This is a genomic window from Bradyrhizobium sp. B039 (assembly GCF_038965675.1).
Taxonomy (GTDB): domain Bacteria; phylum Pseudomonadota; class Alphaproteobacteria; order Rhizobiales; family Xanthobacteraceae; genus Bradyrhizobium; species Bradyrhizobium diazoefficiens.
Window position 1 is genome coordinate 1,603,779 of record NZ_CP152416.1, and the last position, 16,878, is coordinate 1,620,656.

Consider the following 16,878-nt stretch of genomic DNA (forward strand, 5'->3'; position numbering starts at 1 on the left):
ATCGTTGTGGTTCCAGGCCCCCGCCGTCAAGTAAAATAGGCCTATTCCTCGTCGTTTCCAGGCGTCGGCCGCAGCATGAAATGGCCGAAGGCGGTGGCGATCGGCTTGTCCGCATCGTCCTGCCAGGCGCGCGCCTCGAAGGCGACGATGCGCCGGCCCTGCTTGACGATCGAGACATTGGCAAAGCTGTCGAGCGCGCGGCCGGAGCGCAAGTAGTTGATGGTCAGCCCGATCGGCTTGGGCGGCGCGGCGGCGCCGAGCTCGCGCGCCACGCCGATGATGGCGGTGGTCTCGAGGAAGGCGCCGGTCATGCCGCCATGGATCGCGGGCAGGATCGGATTGCCGATGATCTTCGGCGAGAACGGCATGGTCAGCGTGCCGTCGTCGTTGACGCGGATGCCGAGGCAGCGCGCGAACGGGCTGCGGGCGAACGGGCCATCCGGATCCTCCGGCGCCTCCAGGGTCGGGATGCTGCGCGAATCCATCCTGCGGTCGGCGAGCATGTTGGTGCGGTTGGCGCCGATCATGAAGCAGGCCGTTGCGGTTGCGACCGGATCGTCCTCGGACTCCTGATACGCGGTGGAGCGTACGAAGGCGATCGAGCGCGTGGTGCGGTAGCAGACCGAATGCGCCTTGATGTCGAGGCCCGGCGTCGCCGGCTTCTGATAGTCGATACGCAGGTCGAGGGTTGCGATCGCGCGCGTGCCGTCGAGCGCGAGCTGCACGGCCATGCCGCAGCTCTCGTCCAGCATCGCGGTGACGACGCCGCCATGCAGCACCCCGGTCTCGGTGTCGCCGACGAAGACGGGACGGTAGGGCAGGCTGGACCAGGCCTCGGCGGGTGCGAAGCGGTCGAGCTGGAGCCCGCTGATATGGCCGTAGTCGGAGCGGCGGCCCTTGATGGCCTCGGCCAGCTCCTCGAACGGGAGCGTGGCAGGTAGGCTGGACGTCGATGAGCTGGACATGGCGATGTTCTAGACCAGTGCCGGGCGCCGCGCAAAACCCCGAATACCGGTCGCACGGCAGGCCTGCGGGCGGTTGGGCCTCGACAGGGCGGTCCGAAGCGCCGATGGTGAGCGCTTCGTTCGTTCGACTAGCCGCAAGGAGCGCTTATGGCCGACCCCGAAACACCCGGCACCAATCAGGGGCCCGTCACCATTTCGAGCTCGAGCTCCGAGCGGGCGCCGATCATCTATTTCGACGGCGCGTCTTGCTTCGGCCATCACAACGGCGCGATCCAGGTCGAGCTCGCCGCGAACCTCTTGATGCCGGTCGGAGCCGCGGTCAGGGTCGAAGTGGTCCAGACCGCGCACCTGCGTTGCAGCGTGGCCGCCGCGCTTGCCCTGCGCGAAGCGCTCGACAAGGCGCTCGCGATGTACAAGCAGGGGCAGCAGCAGCCGACGGAGGAGATCCCGGCGATGAAGAATTGAGGCGGCAGCGCGATCGCATGTCATTGCGACCGCAGCTCCTCAGCTCACATGCACCTTCGGCTTTCTGCCGCCGTTCCACTTGCCGTCGAGCGCGCGCTCGATCTGGGCGGCGAATTGCAGGAGCAGGCCGTCATTGGCCTGCTTGGCGATCGCCTGGATGCCGAGCGGCAGGTCGTGGTCCTGGGTTGCCATCGGCATCGAGATCGCCGGCATGCCGCAGAGATTGGCGAGCGGCGTGAAGGCGAAAAAGCGCCAGAGGTTGCCGAACCAGTCGAGCACGTCAGGATTGTCGGAGATGGTCAGATATTCCCTGGTGCCGACTTTCGGCGTCGGCAGCGCCGTGATCGGCGTCAGGATGACGTCCCACTGCTCGAAGAACGCGCCGAAACCGCGTGACGTCGTGTTGAACACGCCTTGCATCTTCGCCCGCTCGGCGAAGCTGGTGTGCCGGCCGGCTTCCCAGATCCTGATGTTCATCGGCTCGATGAGGTCTTCCGGCGGCTTGTCCAGCCCGCGCGCGGCCAGCATGTTCGAGATCACCACCGCAAAATTCGAGATGTAGCACATCGTCTGCGCCTCGAACGCCGCACGGAAGTCGAGCTCGGGCAGCGCATAGTCGACGTGATGACCGAGGCCTTCGAGGAAGCGGCCGGTCTTCTCCAGCTCGGCGGCGATCTCCGGCGTCGCGGTGTAATCGCCCCATGTGTGCGACAGCGCGATGCGAAGCTTGCCGGGATCGCGCTTGATCATCTCGGAATAGGGCTGCGCCGTGGTCCAGAACGGCATGAACTCGCCGGGCGCAGGCCCGCGCGCGTGATCGACGAAGGCGGCGGTGTCGCGCACCGAGCGCGACTGGCAGCCCTGGATCGAGACGAGCCCGGTGAGGTCGGACATGTGCGGGGCCAGCGAGAACACGCCGCGCGAGACCTTCAGCCCGATATTACCGTTGACGCCGGCGGGAATGCGGATCGAGCCGCCGCCGTCGGTCGCATGCGCGATCGGCACCACGCCGGCGGCAACCATCGCCGCGCTGCCCGCGGACGAGCCGCAGGTGGTGTAGTCGGTGTTCCAGGGATTGCGCGTGACGTAGACGGCCGGATTGTCGGCCGAGCTGCAGACGCCGAATTCCGGCGTCGTGGTGCGCCCGATCAGGTTCAGTCCGGCCTGGCGGAATTTGCCGGTCAGGAAGGTGTCGGCGCTCGCGCGATTGCCGCGCATCAGCAGCGAACCCATCTCCTGGAGCCGGCCCTTCATGGTCGGCCCGAGATCCTTCATCAGGAAGGGCAGGCCGGCGAACGGGCCGGCGAGGTTGGCGCCGTCCTTGGCCGGATCGGCGATCACGTCCTCGAACAGCTCGACCACGCCCGACAGCGCCGGATTGACCTTAGCGACGGCAGCAGCGGCCTGGCGGGCCAATTCCTTCGGCGTCAGCTCGCCCTTGCGGACGCGCGCCGCCAGCCCCACGCCATCGTGCTGCGCCCACTCGTTCCAGCTCATCGGCAAAGTCATGAAATTCAAATCCTCTAGATGCGGCGGTCCTTCCTTTCGCATGGACCCTGCGTGAATCAACTGAGCCGGCGCGAAGGGCAGGGTTGCATGGGGCGGAGAGGTCGCACGACCGGGGAGGCCGGCCGTCTCAATCCGATAGTCGCGCGATCACCGCAACCGGCCCGCCGCCCGCCGGGCCCTGATGCTCGGCGCCGCCGGACACGTAGACTGCGCCGGTGCCGGCAAGGCCCGCGATCAGGCCGCCGACCGCGGCGCGGGCGTGGCGCGTCGAGCTGATGTCGGTGTCCTCCAGCATGGTGTGACGAAAGCCGCGCACGCTGCCATCGGGCGAGGCCTCCGCCTTGGCGAAGATGTTGACGAGCTCGCGCCCGGCTTCCGCTTGCGGCGCGACGCCAAGCCCGACACTCTTCAGCGCCGACGTCACAGCGGCGGCGTCGATCGCATCGTTCATCACGGCGTGGCCGATCTCGAATTCGCTGGCCGATGCCGCCGAATTTCCGAGCACGATGACGACGTTGTGCATCAGCTCGATTCCGGCCGAGGTGGATGCCACCTTCGAGAACAGATCGTAGCGGCGCAGCACGTCCCCGTCGCTGATGTCCGAGCCGGTCTCGCCGAGCGCGACCGCAACGCCGAGCGCGGAGGCGCCGCGCGAATAGGCCATCGAACCGTAGGCGCTGGTCGTCGCCGTCTTGTTGCCGCGTGCGCTTGCGGCCGCGACGCGATCGCTGGTGAGCAGCGGGCACTTGATCTGCACGAAATGGACGTCGGCGGGGTCGGTGATCCCGGCGTCCGCCATCGCGGCCTTCACGGCCGTGGCCGTCTCCGCGATCTGCGCGGCGCGTCCGATCTCCTCCGGCAGGAAGTCCCGCGTGTGCGCCATGCCGATGCTCAGGCGCTTGCCCGACAAGCCCGCCGGCCGCCGCTCGACCTCGCGGCGCGTGAACACCGTGATATGCGGGCTGAGCACGCCTTCGGTGCCGCCGGACATCACGAAGGCAATGCGCTGCTCGACCTCCTCGGGGGACAAGCCGAGCTGTGGCGCCAGAGCCGTGCACAGCGCGGCGACGGCATATTCCCGGGTAAAGTCGTTGACACCGCCATTGCCCTCGGTCTTGCCGAGAACGGCGAGGATCGATTTGGGATCGATCGCGCCGGAGCCGATCATGGCCATGAGGCCGGAGACGTCGCCGGGGCCCTTGGTGACGATCTTGAAGACGCCGACCGATGTCGTCCGCATTGCAGTCCTCGTGTGGAGTTCGGTGGTCCGGCGGTGCAAACAGCCGTGGAACGGAGGCGCCTGTCAATCCCCGTCGTCGTCCTGGCGAAAGCCAGGACCCATTACCCCAGGGCGTCGTTTTGCGACGGCTCATCGTTCTGGACGGATACCGACCACAATTGAAAGATTCCGCGGTATGGGTCCTGGCTTTCGCCAGGACGACAAGAGGATAGAGTCTTCATACCAACCGCGCCCGCCGCATCCCCACGATTGTGGCGAGATCGCATCGGTTCAACAAAAAAATCGTCTGTCGACGGTTGCGCGCGGCACCTTGATGAATCAACCTGGGTTGGTCCATAAGCGGCGTCCCGCGACCGGATTTCGGTTTGCGTCGCGTGCTTGGAGAGAGGGATTCTCGCGTGGCAAATATCAACCAGAAAATTGCGCAGGAGCTTGGAGTTCGGGCCGAGCAGGTCGAGGCAGCGGTGACGCTGCTCGACGGCGGCGCCACGGTTCCCTTCATCGCCCGCTACCGCAAGGAAGCGACCGGTGCGCTCGACGACGCGCAATTGCGCACCCTGGAGGAGCGCCTGGGCTACCTGCGCGAGCTCGAAGACCGCCGCAAGGCGATCCTCGAATCGATCCGCGAGCAGGGCAAACTCGATGCCGCCCTCGAAGCCACGATCATGGCCGCCGACAGCAAGGCGCGCCTGGAAGACATCTATCTGCCGTTCAAGCCGAAGCGCCGCACCAAGGCTGAGATCGCCAAGGAAGCCGGCCTCGAGCCGCTCGCCAATCAGCTGATGGCGGAGCCCGGCAACGATCCCAAGGTCGTGGCGGAAAGCTTCATCAACGCCGAGAAGGGCGTGGCTGACGCCGCCGCCGCACTCGACGGCGCCCGCGCCATCCTGGTCGAGCGATTTGACGAAGACGCCGATCTGATCGGCGCGCTGCGCGAGGAGATGTGGACCAATGCGCGCATGGCCTCCAAGGTGCGCGATGGCAAGAAGACCGAGGGCGAAAAGTTCGCCGACTATTTTGAATTCTCCGAGCCGCTGACCAGGCTGCCGTCGCACCGCATCCTGGCGATGTTCCGCGGCGAGAAGGAAGAAATCCTCGACCTGCAGATTCAGGCCGAAGCCGAGGCGCCGCCGCCGGGCGTGCCCAGCGCCTACGAATTGAAGATCATGAAGCGGTTCGGCATCGCCGACCTCAAGCGCGCCGGCGACCGCTGGCTGATCGACACGGTGCGCTGGGCCTGGCGCACCAAGATCCAGGTGCATCTCAACATCGACCTGCGCATGCGGCTGTGGAACGCGGCCGAGACCGAGGCCGTGCGCGTGTTCGCGTCCAATTTGCGCGACCTGCTGCTAGCCGCGCCCGCCGGCACCCGCGTCACCATGGGGCTCGATCCCGGCTACCGGACCGGCGTCAAGGTCGCCGTCACCGACGCGACCGGCAAGGTCGTCGATACCGCCGTGATCTATCCGCACGAGCCGCAGCGGCAATGGAACGAGTCGCTCGCAATCCTCGGCAAGCTTGCCCTGAAGCACCGTGTCGAGCTGATCGCGATCGGCAACGGCACGGCCTCGCGCGAGACCGACAAGCTCGCAGGCGATCTCGTCAAGGGCCTGGCCGAGCTGAAGATGAACAAGATCGTGGTGTCGGAAGCCGGCGCGTCGGTCTATTCGGCCTCGGCCTTCGCCTCGGAGGAACTGCCCGGTCTCGACGTCACCCTGCGCGGCGCGGTCTCGATCGCGCGGCGCCTCCAGGATCCGCTTGCCGAACTCGTCAAGATCGAGCCGAAGGCGATCGGCGTCGGCCAGTATCAGCACGACCTCGGCCAGGCCAAGCTCGCCAAGTCGCTCGACGCCGTGGTCGAAGATTGCGTGAACGCCGTCGGCGTCGACGTCAACACCGCCTCGGCGCCGCTGCTCGCCCGCGTGTCGGGCGTGGGCTCGGGCCTTGCGCAGAGCATCGTGGCACATCGTGACGCCAACGGCCCGTTCAAGTCGCGCAAGTCGCTCAAGGACGTGCCGCGCCTCGGGCCGAAGGCGTTCGAGCAGTGCGCGGGCTTTTTGCGCATTCTCGGCGGTGAGGATCCGCTCGATGCGTCCGGCGTGCATCCGGAAGCCTATCCGGTGGTGCGCCGGATTCTCGCGGCCACCAAGAGCGACATCAAGGCGCTGATCGGCAGCAGCGAGATCGTGCGCACGCTGAAGCCGAAGGATTTCGTCGACGAGACCTTCGGTCTGCCGACCGTCACCGACATCCTGCGCGAGCTCGAAAAGCCCGGCCGCGACCCCCGTCCGGCGTTCAAGGCCGCTGTGTTCAAGGAGGGTGTCGAGGAGATCAAGCACCTCCAGAAGGGCATGATCCTCGAGGGTACCGTGACCAACGTCGCCGCCTTCGGCGCTTTCGTCGACATCGGCGTCCACCAGGACGGCCTCGTGCACATCTCGGCGATGTCGAAGACCTTCATCAAGGACCCGCGCGAGGTGGTGAAGCCCGGCGACATCGTCAAGGTGAAGGTGCTGGACTTCGAGGTCGCCCGCAAGCGCATCTCGCTGACGCTGCGGCTCGACGACGAGGTCGGCGCCAAGAAGGACGCCCCCGGCATGCAGCGCGACAATGGCTCGCGCAATGCAGCCCGCATGACCTCGTCGGCGCCGCGCAAGCAGGAATCCTCCGGCGGCGGCGCCCTCGCCGAAGCCCTGCGCCGCGCCGCCGAGAAGAGCGGCGGCAAGCGCGTGTGATCTCCAACCTCTCCCCGTAAGAACGGGGCGAGGGAGCGAGAGAGTTGGGCCTCCCTAACACCGGCGTCAGAATCTGGCGCATTTGTAAGTTGAAGGTGAGGGCGCATTTTCCTCATCTGTTCCCCCGGAGCGGCGCGACCGTCGCCGCGACAAGGAGGATATTCAGATGCACAGCAGGCTTCTCACCGGCATCGTCGCGGCGGCCATGGCTGCGACGTTGGCGGTCGCTTCGCCCGTTCTCGCCCGAGGTGGAGGTGGGGGCGGCGGCCATGGTGGTGGTTTCGGCGGCGGAGGACACGGCGGCTTCGGCGGCGGAGGACATGGTGGCTTTGGCGGCGGTGGACATTTCGGCGGCGGCATGCACGCCGGTGGCTTCGGCGGGATGCATGTCGGCGGCATGGGCGGTGCTCGTTTCGGTGGCGCCCACTTCGCCGGCTCGCCGATGACCGCCCACGCTGCGATCGGGCCGCGCTTTGCCGGTGCGCCGCTCGCGACCCGCGCCGCCTTCGGGCCGCGTTTCGCCGGCACGGGCTGGCACGGCAGGCCCTTCATCGGCCGCCATGCATTCTTCTTCCGCCATCATCGCTTCCACCGGTTCGCCTTCGTTGGCGCGCCCTTCTACTACGCCAATTACTACGACGACGGTTGCTGGCGCAGGAGCTGGACGCCCTATGGGTGGCAATGGGTCAATGTGTGCGGAGACTATTGGTAGTCGCATCGCCGTACCGCACCATTGTCGCGATCGCCATCGGGCGGTTCCGCTCAGCCCCGGAACGGGATAGTCTGGTGGCGATCGTCGCGCGGAGTTTTGCATGACCGGAGGTCACCGCCGCATCCTGGTCGTCGAGGACGATCCGGAAACCGCAGGCCAGCTCGTCGAAGAGTTGACGACCTCTGGCTATGAGGTCGATCTCGCCGCCACGGGGCGCGAAGCCCTGAGCCACGGCGCCGCCCGCGACTATGCCGTGATCACCATCGACCGCATGCTGCCCGACATCGACGGCATCACCGTGATGCGCCAATTGCGCGACGACGGCATCGCGGCGCCCTTCCTGATCATCTCCGCGCTCGGCGAGGTCGACGACCGCGTGCGTGGCCTGCGCGCTGGCGGGGACGACTATCTCGTCAAGCCGTTCTCCTTCGTCGAGCTGCTTGCGCGGCTCGAGGCCCTCGGCCGCCGCAGCGAGACCATCGCCAAGGAGACGCTGTTGCGCGTCGGCGACCTCGCCATCGACCTGATCGCGCGCAACGCCAGCCGCCGCGGCCGCAAGATTCCGCTGCTGCCGCGCGAGTTTCAGCTGCTCGAATATCTCGTCCGCAACGAGGGCCGCGTCGTCTCGCGTGCGATGCTGCTCCAGCACGTCTGGGACCTGCATTTCGATCCCTCGACCAACATCATCGACGTCTATGTCGGGCGCGTCCGCCGCAAGGTCGACGACGCCCAGGCCTATCCGCTGATCCACACCATCCGCGGCATCGGATATTGTCTCCGTGCTCCTGGCTAAGACCCTCCGCTCCTCGACCTTCCGTCTGGCGCTGATCGCGATCGCGGCATTCGGGCTGATCGTCGCGGCGATCATGGCCTACGTCTATTTCGGTACGCTCGCCTATGTGGAGAGCCGGCTCGGCTCCGCCGGCGATCGCGACGGCTTCACCGGCACGATCGAACTCGCCATGGTCGCGGTCGCGGTGCTGCTCCTGGTGCTCGCCGGGCTCGCAGCCGTGCTAGTGACCCGGCGCACGGTGGGACGGATCGAGGAGATCAACGCCACCAGCCGTGCCATCATGCTGTCCGGTCTCGACCGCCGCATTCCCCTGCGCGGCAGCCACGACGAGTGGGACCGCGTCGCCGAAAACCTCAACCAGATGCTCGACCGCATCGAGACGCTGATGGGCGAGGTCAAGCAGGTCAGCGACAACGTCGCCCACGATCTGCGCACGCCGCTGACGCGCATGCGCGGCCGGCTGGAGAAGGCCTATCACACCCCGCGCAACAGCGAGGCGGATGCCGCGCTGATCGGCGACACCATCGCCGATCTCGATGCCGTGCTCGGCATGTTCGCCTCCATCACCCGGATCTCGGAGATCGAGACCCGCGCCCGCAGGAGCGCCTTTCGCGCGCTTGATCTCGCCGAGATCGCCGGCGAGGTCGTCGAGCTCTACGACGCCGCCGCCGAGCAGGTTGCGACGCGTCTCAGCCTCGGCGGCGACCGCGAGGTCGCGATCACGGGCGACCGCGACCTCTTGTTCGACGCCGTCGCCAATCTCGTCGACAACGCGATCAAGCACGGCCGCAAAGGCGGGCAGGTGACGGTGACCTGCCGCAGCGCCGATGGCGGCGCCGTGATCGCGATCGCCGACGACGGTCCGGGCATTCCCACCGAGGCGCGCGATCACGTCTTCAAGCGGTTCTACCGGCTCGAACAGAGCCGCTACACGCCGGGCAACGGCCTCGGCCTCAGCCTCGTTGCGGCAGTGGCGCGCCTTCATGGCGCCGAGATTGCGCTGCATGACAATGCGCCGGGCCTGACGGTCCAGCTCCGGTTTCCGCCGCCCGCGCAGCCCGGCACCCAACTTGCATGATTGCACGCGTACCGAGTGGAAGTCCTGCAATGCCCCGCCTGCCAGACCTCGTCATCACCAATGCCCGCACGCGCAGCCGCGAGATCGTCGACATTGCAATCACCGATGGCGTGATCACCGCGATCGGCAACCGGCTCGATCCCGGCGCACAGGCCTTCATCGATGCCAAGGGCGGCCTGGTGACGCCGGCCTTTGTCAATCCGCACCTGCACCTCTGCAAGGTCTGGACCCTGCCGATGATGTCGGAGGCGGCGCTCGAGGCCTATCAGGGCGGCGGCATGAGCGAGGCGGCGAAGGCGGTCGATCTCGCCGCAGCGGTGAAGAGCAATTACGACGCGTCCTGGATCGTCCCGAACGCACGGCGCGCGGTGGCGCTCGCCGCGCTCCACGGCAACCTCCACATCCGCGCCTTCGCCGACGTCGACACCAAGGCTCGGCTCGAAGGCGTCAAGGCGCTGCTCGCGATCCGCGAGGAGTTTCGCGGCATCGTCGATATCCAGGTCGTGGCTTTCCCGCAGGACGGCCTGTTTCGCGAGCCCGGCGCCGACGGCCTGATGCGCAAGGCGATGGCGCTCGGGGCCGACGTCGTCGGCGGGATTCCCTGGATCGAAGCCGACGAAGAGGACATGCGCCGCCATGTCGCGTTCTGCTTCGACCTCGCGGCCGAGCACGGCGCCGAAATCTCGATGCTGCTGGACGACGTCGGCGACGCCAACATGCGCACGCTCGACATGATGGCGCGCGCGGTGATCGCGCGCGGCGTCGAGGGCCGGGCGCTCGCCCATCATTGCCGGGCGATGGCGCTCTATCCCGAGAACTATCTCCGCGAGCTGAAGGTGCTGCTCGGAAAGGCCCGTGTCAGCGTCGTCAGCAATCCGCACAACGGCCCGCTGCACGCGCGGGTGAAGGAATTGCTCGGTGCCGGCATCAATGTCTGCCTCGGCCAGGACGACATTTCGGACGCCTATTATCCGCTCGGGCGCAACAACATGCTGGAGGTGGCGTTCCTCGCCTCGCATCTGTTGTGGATGACGAAGAAAAGCGAGTTCGAGACGCTCTACGACATGATCACCACGCGCGCGGCGACGGCGATCAACCTCGAGCGCTATGGCCTCGGGCTCGGCTGCGCAGCCAATCTGGTCGTGCTCGAGCAGGCCGACGTCACCGAGGCGCTGCGCTTCCACAGCCCGCCCAGCATCGTGATCAGCCATGGCCGCGTCGTCGATACCGACCGCATGCGCGAGCTGGCGCAGATCGCAATCGGCGATTGATCCGCGCCGCTCAGAGCTCGATCACGCCGCGGCGCGCGGCATGCGCCACCGCATCGGTGCGGCCGGTGGCATCCAGCTTGTCGAGCAGCGAGCCGACATGGAATTTCACGGTGTGCACGGAGATGCCGAGCTGACGCGCGATCATCTTGTTGGAGGCGCCCTCGGCCATCAGCGCCAGCACGTCGAGCTCGCGCTGCGTCAGTGCGATGTCCTCGGGCATGCTGCGCGGATCGCGGGCGACGATCGTCGCGGCGGCCTGCTCGCCGGGCGCGGCAAGGCGCAGCCCGGCGACATTGCCGAGCAGCGCCGCCAGGCGATCGGCGAGGGCGGGATCGTCGATCTCCAGGGACAGCACGATCACCGGCAGCTTGTCCTCGCTCACGCCTCCGGCCTCTCGCCGACCGTGACCTTGAAGCTGACCGGCTCGCCGCCGCGGCGCACCGCGACATCGACCACAGCGCCGACGCTCGCAGGTCCCAGCGTTCGCGACAGCGCGCGCACGCCGGACAGTTTCTGGTCGTTGACCGCGACGATCACATCGCCCTGGCGGATGCCGGCCGCCGCAGAAGGTCCGGCCTTGTCGACATTCATCACCATGGCGCCGATGCCGTCCTCGAGCCGCACCGGCTGGAGTCCTAACCCGAGATATCCGCGCGCGATGCGGCCGCGGGCTTCGAGTTGCGGCGCGATGCGCTCGATCGTCGCCGTCGGGATCACCAGCACGCGCCTTGGTCCGAGCACGGCCATGCCGAAGGCTTCACCGGTCGCATCGAGCGCAAGGCCGCCTTCCTGGCCCGGACGCAGGCGAACGTCGAGCTCGATCCGGGCATCGATGTCGCCGCCGCGTAGGGAGCGCCAGCTCTTGCCGGACGCCGATACCATCCCGAGCGCGGCGCTCGGCGTATCACGGTTGGTGGCCACGACAACCGACAACGCGCCGAGGGGCGGGACCGTCGCGGCGAGCTTGACCGGCGCGACGCCGGCCTCGGTGCGCAGCAGCGCGATGTCGGTGGTGTGGTCGCGGCCGGCGATCGTGGCGGCCACCCGGCTGCCGTCGGGGAGGCCGATCTCGACCTCGCCCTCGTCGGCCAACGCCTCGTCGGCGGTGACGATCAGGCCGGGCTTCCAGACGAAGCCGGTTGCGCGGGAGCGATGCGAGTGCACGGAGACGACGGAGGGCGCGGTGCGCGCCACGACATCCGCGAGCGCGGACGACAGTGAGGACAGTGGAGTTGGGGCGGTCATGGCGGTCTCCTGTAAGTTGTCCCCAATCTGGGATGTCGCGCGCGGTAGCGAAACTGGCCGGGTGGCCAGGAAAGTGCCGGCGCCGGCCGACGAACATGTGATTGGGAGCCGTTCACGGGAACGTGTAGCAATCGGTCGACATTGCGCCGTACGGCCTTAGACGTTTCCAGCGAGCCCCGACCGATGACCATCGATCTCACCCGCCGCACCCTGCTCCAACTTGCCGGCGCCACCTCGCTCGCGATGGCGGCCGCGGCTGCCGCACGCGCCGAGGGGACTGCGCAAGGCGGCGGGCCGACCTATGCCAGCCGCACGCCGATGCGGGTCGGCATGGTGACGCTCCGGGTCAAGAATCTCGACACGGTTGCCGACTACTACCGCGACGTGATCGGGCTGACCGTCATGGAGCGCTCCGCCAGCGCTGCGAAGCTCGGTACGGCCGGCATCACGCTGCTCGTGCTCGAGGCGCGTCCCGATGCGGCGATCGAGCCGCGCAATGCCGCAGGCCTCTACCACACCGCCTTCCTGATGCCGACCCGCAAGGATCTCGCGCGCTGGCTGGTGCACGCCGCCTCGCATCGCGTGCCGCTGTCGGGCTTTGCCGACCATCTGGTCAGCGAATCCGTCTATCTCGACGACCCCGAAGGTAACGGCATCGAGGTCTATGCCGACCGTGAGCCCTCGCAATGGCAGTGGAGCGAGGGCAGCGTGAAGATGGCGACCGACGAGCTCAACATCCCCGACCTGCTGTCGCTGACCAATACGCGCGTTCCCGACTATGCCAAGGCGCCGGACGGAATGCGCGTCGGCCACATGCATCTGCGCGTCGGCGATCTCGCGCAGGCCGAGAACTTCTACCACGGCACCGTCGGCCTCGACCCGACCCGCAAGCGCAACGGCGCGGCGTTCCTGTCGTCGGGCCGCTATCACCATCACCTCGGCATGAACGTCTGGCAGAGCCAGGGCGCGGGCCTGCGCGACGATTCCACAACCGGTCTCGCCTGGTTTTCGCTGGTGATGGCGAAGCAGGAGCTGCTCGCCGCTCAGGAAGAGCGCCTGCGCAAGAGCGGTGTGAAGGTCACGGCGCTTGCCGACGGTTTGGAGGCGGTCGATCCCTGGGGCACGCGGGTGCGCTTGCTCAAGGTTTGATCGCCGGGGCGGGCATTGGTAATACCCGTCGGGTGCCAGCTTCCGGAGCCCCCGACATGTCCGAATTCCACGGCGTCTTCCCCTACCTCGTCTCCCCCGTCGATGCCGACGGCACGGTGCGGACGAGCGTGCTCGCAAAGCTCTGCGACGACCTGATCGGTGCCGGCGTGCATGGTCTGACGCCGCTCGGCTCGACCGGCGAGTTCGCCTATCTCAATGCCGCCCAGCGCACGGCGGTCGTGCAGACCACGATCGAAGCCGCGAAGGGCCGCGTGCCCGTGGTGGCCGGCGTCGCCTCCACCTCGACCGCGGATGCGGTGGCGCAGGCGCGGGCCTATCAGAAGCTCGGTGCCGACGGCATTTTGGCGATCCTGGAGGCGTATTTCCCGCTCGCCGATACCCAGGTCGAATCCTATTTCCGCGCCATCGCGGACGCCGTGGACATTCCCGTCGTCATCTACACCAATCCGCAATTCCAGCGCTCCGACCTCACCCTCGAAATCATCGCGCGCCTCGCCGAGCATCCGCGCATTGGCTACATCAAGGACGCCTCGACCAACACCGGCCGGCTGCTCTCGATCATGAACCGCTGCGGCGATCGCCTGCGCGTGTTCTCGGCCTCCGCCCACATTCCGGCCGCGGTGATGCTGATCGGCGGGCTCGGCTGGATGGCGGGACCTGCCTGCATCATCCCGCGCCAGAGCGTCGCGCTCTACGACCTCTGCCGGGCGGGCCGCTGGGACGAGGCCATGGCGCTCCAGCGCAGGCTGTGGCGGATCAACGAAGCCTTCGCCCGCTTCAACCTCGCCGCCTGCATCAAGGCCGGCCTTTCGATCCAGGGCTACGACGTCGGCGATCCCATCCCGCCGCAGGCCGCGCTGACGGCCGATGCGCGCAAGGTGGTGGAGACAGCGCTCCGGGAGCTGGCGTAGCCGTCATTCCGGGGCGATGCGCAGTGCGTAGGGTGGGCAAAGCGAAGCGTGCCCACCATCTTGATCGCGTTCGTTGAGCGACCGTGGGCACGGCGCAAGTGCGCCTTTGCCCACCCTACGGAATCGCAGATTTGCGGGACCGCATGCCGAAATCGTGGATATCCCGCCCAAAACCGCGGCTGGTATGCCCCCGGTCGATCCGCTAAAAGGCTGCCCGCAGTTTCGAAAAGACCTCGAGGACCCCACGGAATGAACATTCTTCCCGGCAATTTGCGTTTCGGAGCGGGCCAGCCCGTCAAGCGTTTGGAAGACCAGCGGCTGCTGACCGGGAAGGGGCAATTCATCGACGACAAGCCGCAGGACGGCGCGCTGTGGTTGCACGTGCTGCGCTCGCCGCATGCGCACGCGAAGATCGTCTCGATCGACACCAGCGCCGCGGCCGGAATGCCCGGCGTCACCGCGGTCTACACCGGTGCGGATCTCGTCAAGGACGATATCGGCAGCATCCCGACGCTGAGCATCTTCAAGCGCCCCGACGGCAAGCCGATGACGGTGCCGCCGCGCCGGCTGCTCGCCCATGAGATCGTGCGTTACACCGGCGAGGCGGTGGCGGCGGTGGTGGCGGCCTCCCGCGCGGAGGCGCAGAGCGCTGCCGAAGCGATCGTGGTCGAATATGACGTGCAGCCCGCGGTGGTCGACCCGGTCGAGGCGGTGAAGCCCGGCGCGCCTGTGGTGTGGTCGGAGGCGCCCGACAACATCGTCGGCGCGATGGCTTACGGCGATGCCGCCAAGGTGGACGAGGCCTTTGCCAAGGCCGCGCACACGGTCGAGCTAGACATCATCAGCCAGCGCCTCGTGCCCTCCGCGATGGAGCCGCGCTCGACCATCGCCGAGATCGACAAGAAGACCGGACGTCTCCTCCTGCACGTGCAGTCGCAGACCCCGGCCTCGACCCGCGACGTGGCGGAAGCCGTGCTCAAGCGTCCCAAGGACAGCGTCCGCGTGCTGGTCGGCGACATCGGCGGCGGCTTCGGCCAGAAGACCAATCTCTATCCCGAGGACGGCATCGTCGCCTACGCCGCGACCAAGCTGAACAAGAAGATCCGCTGGCGCGGCGACCGCACCGACGAGTTCGTCGGCGGCACCCACGGCCGCGACCTCACCTCGACCGCGTCCTTCGCGCTGGACGAGAAGGGCAAGGTGTTGGCCTATCGGGTCAAGTCGATCGGCTGCACCGGCGCCTATTCTTCGGGGGCCGCCAACATCATTCCGCTGGTGCTCGGGCCGTTCGTGCAGACCGGCGTCTACGATCTTCCGCTGGTGCATTTCGAGGTGAAGTCGGTGATGACCCACACCGCGCCGGTCGGTGCCTATCGCGGTGCGGGCCGGCCCGAGGCCGTCTTCATCGTCGAGCGCCTCTTCGACGCCGCCGCGCGAAAAATCGGCATGGATCCGCGCGCGATCCGCAAGGCCAACTACATCAAGCCGGCGCAGCTGCCCTACACCAATGCTGCGGGCCAGGTTTACGATTCCGGTGCCTTCGCCCACATGCTCGACCGTGCCGTGAAGCTCGCCGACTGGGACGGCTTTGCCGCGCGCAAGAAGGCGGCGAAGAAGAAGGGCCTGCTCTACGGCCGCGGGCTCACTTCGTACATCGAATGGACCGGCGGCCGCGCCCATACCGAGAAGGTCAGCCTGCACGCGACCTCGCAGGGCCGCGTCGTCCTGCATTCCGGCACCATGGCGATGGGGCAGGGGCTTCAGACCACCTACACCCAGATGATCGCCGACACGCTCGGCATTGCCATGGACAAGATCGATGTCGTCCAGGGCGACACCGATCTGGCGATGGGCTTTGGCAGCGTCGGCTCGCGCTCGCTGTTCGTCGGCGGCACGGCCGTGGCCGTCTCGTCGAATGACCTGATCCAGAAGGCGCGCGAGAAGGCGGCGAACGTGCTGGAGACCTCGGTCGAGGACATCGAATATCAGGGCGGCATGCTCACCGTGGTCGGCACCGACCGCCGCATCAGCCTGTTTGACCTTGCCGAGAAGGAGAGCGGCGCAAAACTCAGCGTCGATTCGGAAGGGGAGGTTGACGGTCCGAGCTGGCCGAACGGCACGCATATCTGCGAGGTCGAGATCGACCCCGAAACCGGCGTCTCCCGCGTCGTGCGCTACACCACCGTTGACGACGTCGGTGTCGCCGTGAACCCGATGCTGGTGACGGGCCAGATCCATGGCGGCGTCGCGCAAGGCATCGGCCAGGCGCTCTATGAGGGCGTCTCCTACGATGCCGACGGCCAGCTCCTGACCGCGAGCTATCAGGACTACTGCATCCCGCGCGCCGGCGACGTGCCGCCGATCGAGGTGACACTGGACGATTCCGCGCCCTGCCGCACCAACCCGCTCGGCGCCAAGGGCTGCGGCGAATCCGGCGCCATCGGCGGCCCGCCCTGCGTCACCAACGGCGTGATGGACGCACTCGCCGAGCTCGGCATCACCCAGCTCAACACGCCCCTGACGCCGCAGAAGATCTGGCAGGCGATCAGGGACGCGAAGGCGGGCGGGTAAGCGCAACGCCGAATCGTTGCGCTGGCTGTCGCCGCACACTCAACTGTCGTCCCGGACAAGCGCGCCATAAGCGCGCGCCGATCCGGGACCTATAACCACAGGGAATGGTTGTGGCGCGAAGCAGGTAACTCCGAGTCCCCGTAACCACATTCACCTGTGGTTATGGGTCCCGAATCAGCGCTCCGCTTCGCTGCGCTTGTCCGGGACGACAGC

14 protein-coding genes are annotated in these 16,878 nt (G+C 67.4%); 9 read left to right on the forward strand and 5 right to left on the reverse strand.

Annotation, left to right across the window (positions count from 1 at the left end; translation table 11 throughout):
- Positions 1 to 41: 41 nt before the first annotated feature.
- On the reverse strand, positions 42 to 965 hold the full coding sequence (locus tag AAFG50_RS07585; protein WP_028172913.1) for a PaaI family thioesterase: 924 nt from the start codon (positions 963 to 965) through the stop codon (positions 42 to 44).
- A gap of 147 nt (positions 966 to 1,112) precedes the next feature.
- Between AAFG50_RS07585 and AAFG50_RS07590 the strand changes: the two genes are divergently transcribed.
- Positions 1,113 to 1,430: a hypothetical protein gene (locus AAFG50_RS07590; protein ID WP_028172914.1), complete on the forward strand. Its 318-nt coding sequence runs from the start codon at positions 1,113 to 1,115 to the stop codon at positions 1,428 to 1,430.
- Positions 1,431 to 1,469: 39 nt separating this feature from the next.
- Here AAFG50_RS07590 and AAFG50_RS07595 read toward each other — a convergent pair whose 3' ends face one another.
- Both AAFG50_RS07595 and AAFG50_RS07600 read right to left on the reverse strand, forming a co-directional pair.
- The gene (locus AAFG50_RS07595) at positions 1,470 to 2,939 is read right to left on the reverse strand and encodes an amidase (protein WP_028172915.1); all 1,470 of its coding nucleotides are present in this window, start codon (positions 2,937 to 2,939) and stop codon (positions 1,470 to 1,472) included.
- A 127-nt stretch (positions 2,940 to 3,066) separates the two neighbouring features.
- The gene (locus AAFG50_RS07600) at positions 3,067 to 4,179 is read right to left on the reverse strand and encodes a ring-opening amidohydrolase (RefSeq protein WP_028172916.1); all 1,113 of its coding nucleotides are present in this window, start codon (positions 4,177 to 4,179) and stop codon (positions 3,067 to 3,069) included.
- A 398-nt stretch (positions 4,180 to 4,577) separates the two neighbouring features.
- Here AAFG50_RS07600 and AAFG50_RS07605 point away from each other — a divergent pair, with 398 nt between their 5' ends.
- The 5 genes from AAFG50_RS07605 to AAFG50_RS07625 all read left to right on the forward strand — a co-directional run bounded on the left by AAFG50_RS07605 (position 4,578) and on the right by AAFG50_RS07625 (position 10,768).
- Positions 4,578 to 6,914 carry a Tex family protein gene (locus AAFG50_RS07605; RefSeq protein WP_028172917.1) on the forward strand — a complete coding sequence of 779 codons (2,337 nt, stop codon included), beginning with the start codon at positions 4,578 to 4,580 and terminating at the stop codon, positions 6,912 to 6,914.
- Between the two features lie 166 nt (positions 6,915 to 7,080).
- Positions 7,081 to 7,626: a hypothetical protein gene (locus AAFG50_RS07610; RefSeq protein WP_028172918.1), complete on the forward strand. Its 546-nt coding sequence runs from the start codon at positions 7,081 to 7,083 to the stop codon at positions 7,624 to 7,626.
- A 100-nt stretch (positions 7,627 to 7,726) separates the two neighbouring features.
- Positions 7,727 to 8,419 (forward strand): response regulator transcription factor, encoded by a 693-nt coding sequence (locus tag AAFG50_RS07615; RefSeq protein WP_011090013.1) that lies wholly within the window; start codon positions 7,727 to 7,729, stop codon positions 8,417 to 8,419.
- Positions 8,406 to 9,497: a HAMP domain-containing sensor histidine kinase gene (locus AAFG50_RS07620; RefSeq protein ID WP_028172919.1), complete on the forward strand. Its 1,092-nt coding sequence runs from the start codon at positions 8,406 to 8,408 to the stop codon at positions 9,495 to 9,497. Before AAFG50_RS07615 ends, AAFG50_RS07620 begins: the two co-directional genes overlap by 14 nt.
- A gap of 29 nt (positions 9,498 to 9,526) precedes the next feature.
- Positions 9,527 to 10,768 carry an amidohydrolase family protein gene (locus tag AAFG50_RS07625; protein ID WP_039187018.1) on the forward strand — a complete coding sequence of 414 codons (1,242 nt, stop codon included), beginning with the start codon at positions 9,527 to 9,529 and terminating at the stop codon, positions 10,766 to 10,768.
- 10 nt (positions 10,769 to 10,778) lie between these two features.
- Here AAFG50_RS07625 and AAFG50_RS07630 read toward each other — a convergent pair whose 3' ends face one another.
- Entirely contained in the window at positions 10,779 to 11,150 is a 372-nt protein-coding gene (locus AAFG50_RS07630; protein WP_028172921.1) for a helix-turn-helix transcriptional regulator, read from the reverse strand.
- A complete protein-coding gene (locus AAFG50_RS07635) occupies positions 11,147 to 12,013 on the reverse strand; it encodes a S1C family serine protease (RefSeq protein WP_028172922.1) in 867 nt (288 codons plus the stop codon). The genes AAFG50_RS07630 and AAFG50_RS07635 overlap by 4 nt, the downstream gene beginning before the upstream one ends.
- A gap of 183 nt (positions 12,014 to 12,196) precedes the next feature.
- Between AAFG50_RS07635 and AAFG50_RS07640 the strand changes: the two genes are divergently transcribed.
- The 3 genes from AAFG50_RS07640 to AAFG50_RS07650 all read left to right on the forward strand — a co-directional run bounded on the left by AAFG50_RS07640 (position 12,197) and on the right by AAFG50_RS07650 (position 16,665).
- Positions 12,197 to 13,162, forward strand: coding sequence for a VOC family protein (locus tag AAFG50_RS07640; protein WP_011090008.1), 966 nt, complete (start codon positions 12,197 to 12,199; stop codon positions 13,160 to 13,162).
- Positions 13,163 to 13,218: 56 nt separating this feature from the next.
- Complete coding sequence (locus tag AAFG50_RS07645; RefSeq protein ID WP_028172923.1) at positions 13,219 to 14,094, forward strand: dihydrodipicolinate synthase family protein; 876 nt, start codon at positions 13,219 to 13,221, stop codon at positions 14,092 to 14,094.
- A 249-nt stretch (positions 14,095 to 14,343) separates the two neighbouring features.
- Complete coding sequence (locus AAFG50_RS07650) at positions 14,344 to 16,665, forward strand: xanthine dehydrogenase family protein molybdopterin-binding subunit (protein WP_028172924.1); 2,322 nt, start codon at positions 14,344 to 14,346, stop codon at positions 16,663 to 16,665.
- Positions 16,666 to 16,878: the final 213 nt, after the last annotated feature.

Excerpts from the sequence above, each read along its gene's own strand:
- AAFG50_RS07585 (WP_028172913.1), bottom strand. The coding sequence starts at position 965 with ATGTCCAGCTCATCGACGTCCAGCCTACCTGCCACGCTCCCGTTCGAG.
- AAFG50_RS07590 (WP_028172914.1), top strand. The coding sequence starts at position 1,113 with ATGGCCGACCCCGAAACACCCGGCACCAATCAGGGGCCCGTCACCATT.
- AAFG50_RS07595 (WP_028172915.1), bottom strand. The coding sequence starts at position 2,939 with ATGACTTTGCCGATGAGCTGGAACGAGTGGGCGCAGCACGATGGCGTG.
- AAFG50_RS07600 (WP_028172916.1), bottom strand. The coding sequence starts at position 4,179 with ATGCGGACGACATCGGTCGGCGTCTTCAAGATCGTCACCAAGGGCCCC.
- AAFG50_RS07610 (WP_028172918.1), top strand. The coding sequence starts at position 7,081 with ATGCACAGCAGGCTTCTCACCGGCATCGTCGCGGCGGCCATGGCTGCG.
- AAFG50_RS07615 (WP_011090013.1), top strand. The coding sequence starts at position 7,727 with ATGACCGGAGGTCACCGCCGCATCCTGGTCGTCGAGGACGATCCGGAA.
- AAFG50_RS07625 (WP_039187018.1), top strand. The coding sequence starts at position 9,527 with ATGCCCCGCCTGCCAGACCTCGTCATCACCAATGCCCGCACGCGCAGC.
- AAFG50_RS07635 (WP_028172922.1), bottom strand. The coding sequence starts at position 12,013 with ATGACCGCCCCAACTCCACTGTCCTCACTGTCGTCCGCGCTCGCGGAT.
- AAFG50_RS07640 (WP_011090008.1), top strand. The coding sequence starts at position 12,197 with ATGACCATCGATCTCACCCGCCGCACCCTGCTCCAACTTGCCGGCGCC.
- AAFG50_RS07645 (WP_028172923.1), top strand. The coding sequence starts at position 13,219 with ATGTCCGAATTCCACGGCGTCTTCCCCTACCTCGTCTCCCCCGTCGAT.
- AAFG50_RS07650 (WP_028172924.1), top strand. The coding sequence starts at position 14,344 with ATGAACATTCTTCCCGGCAATTTGCGTTTCGGAGCGGGCCAGCCCGTC.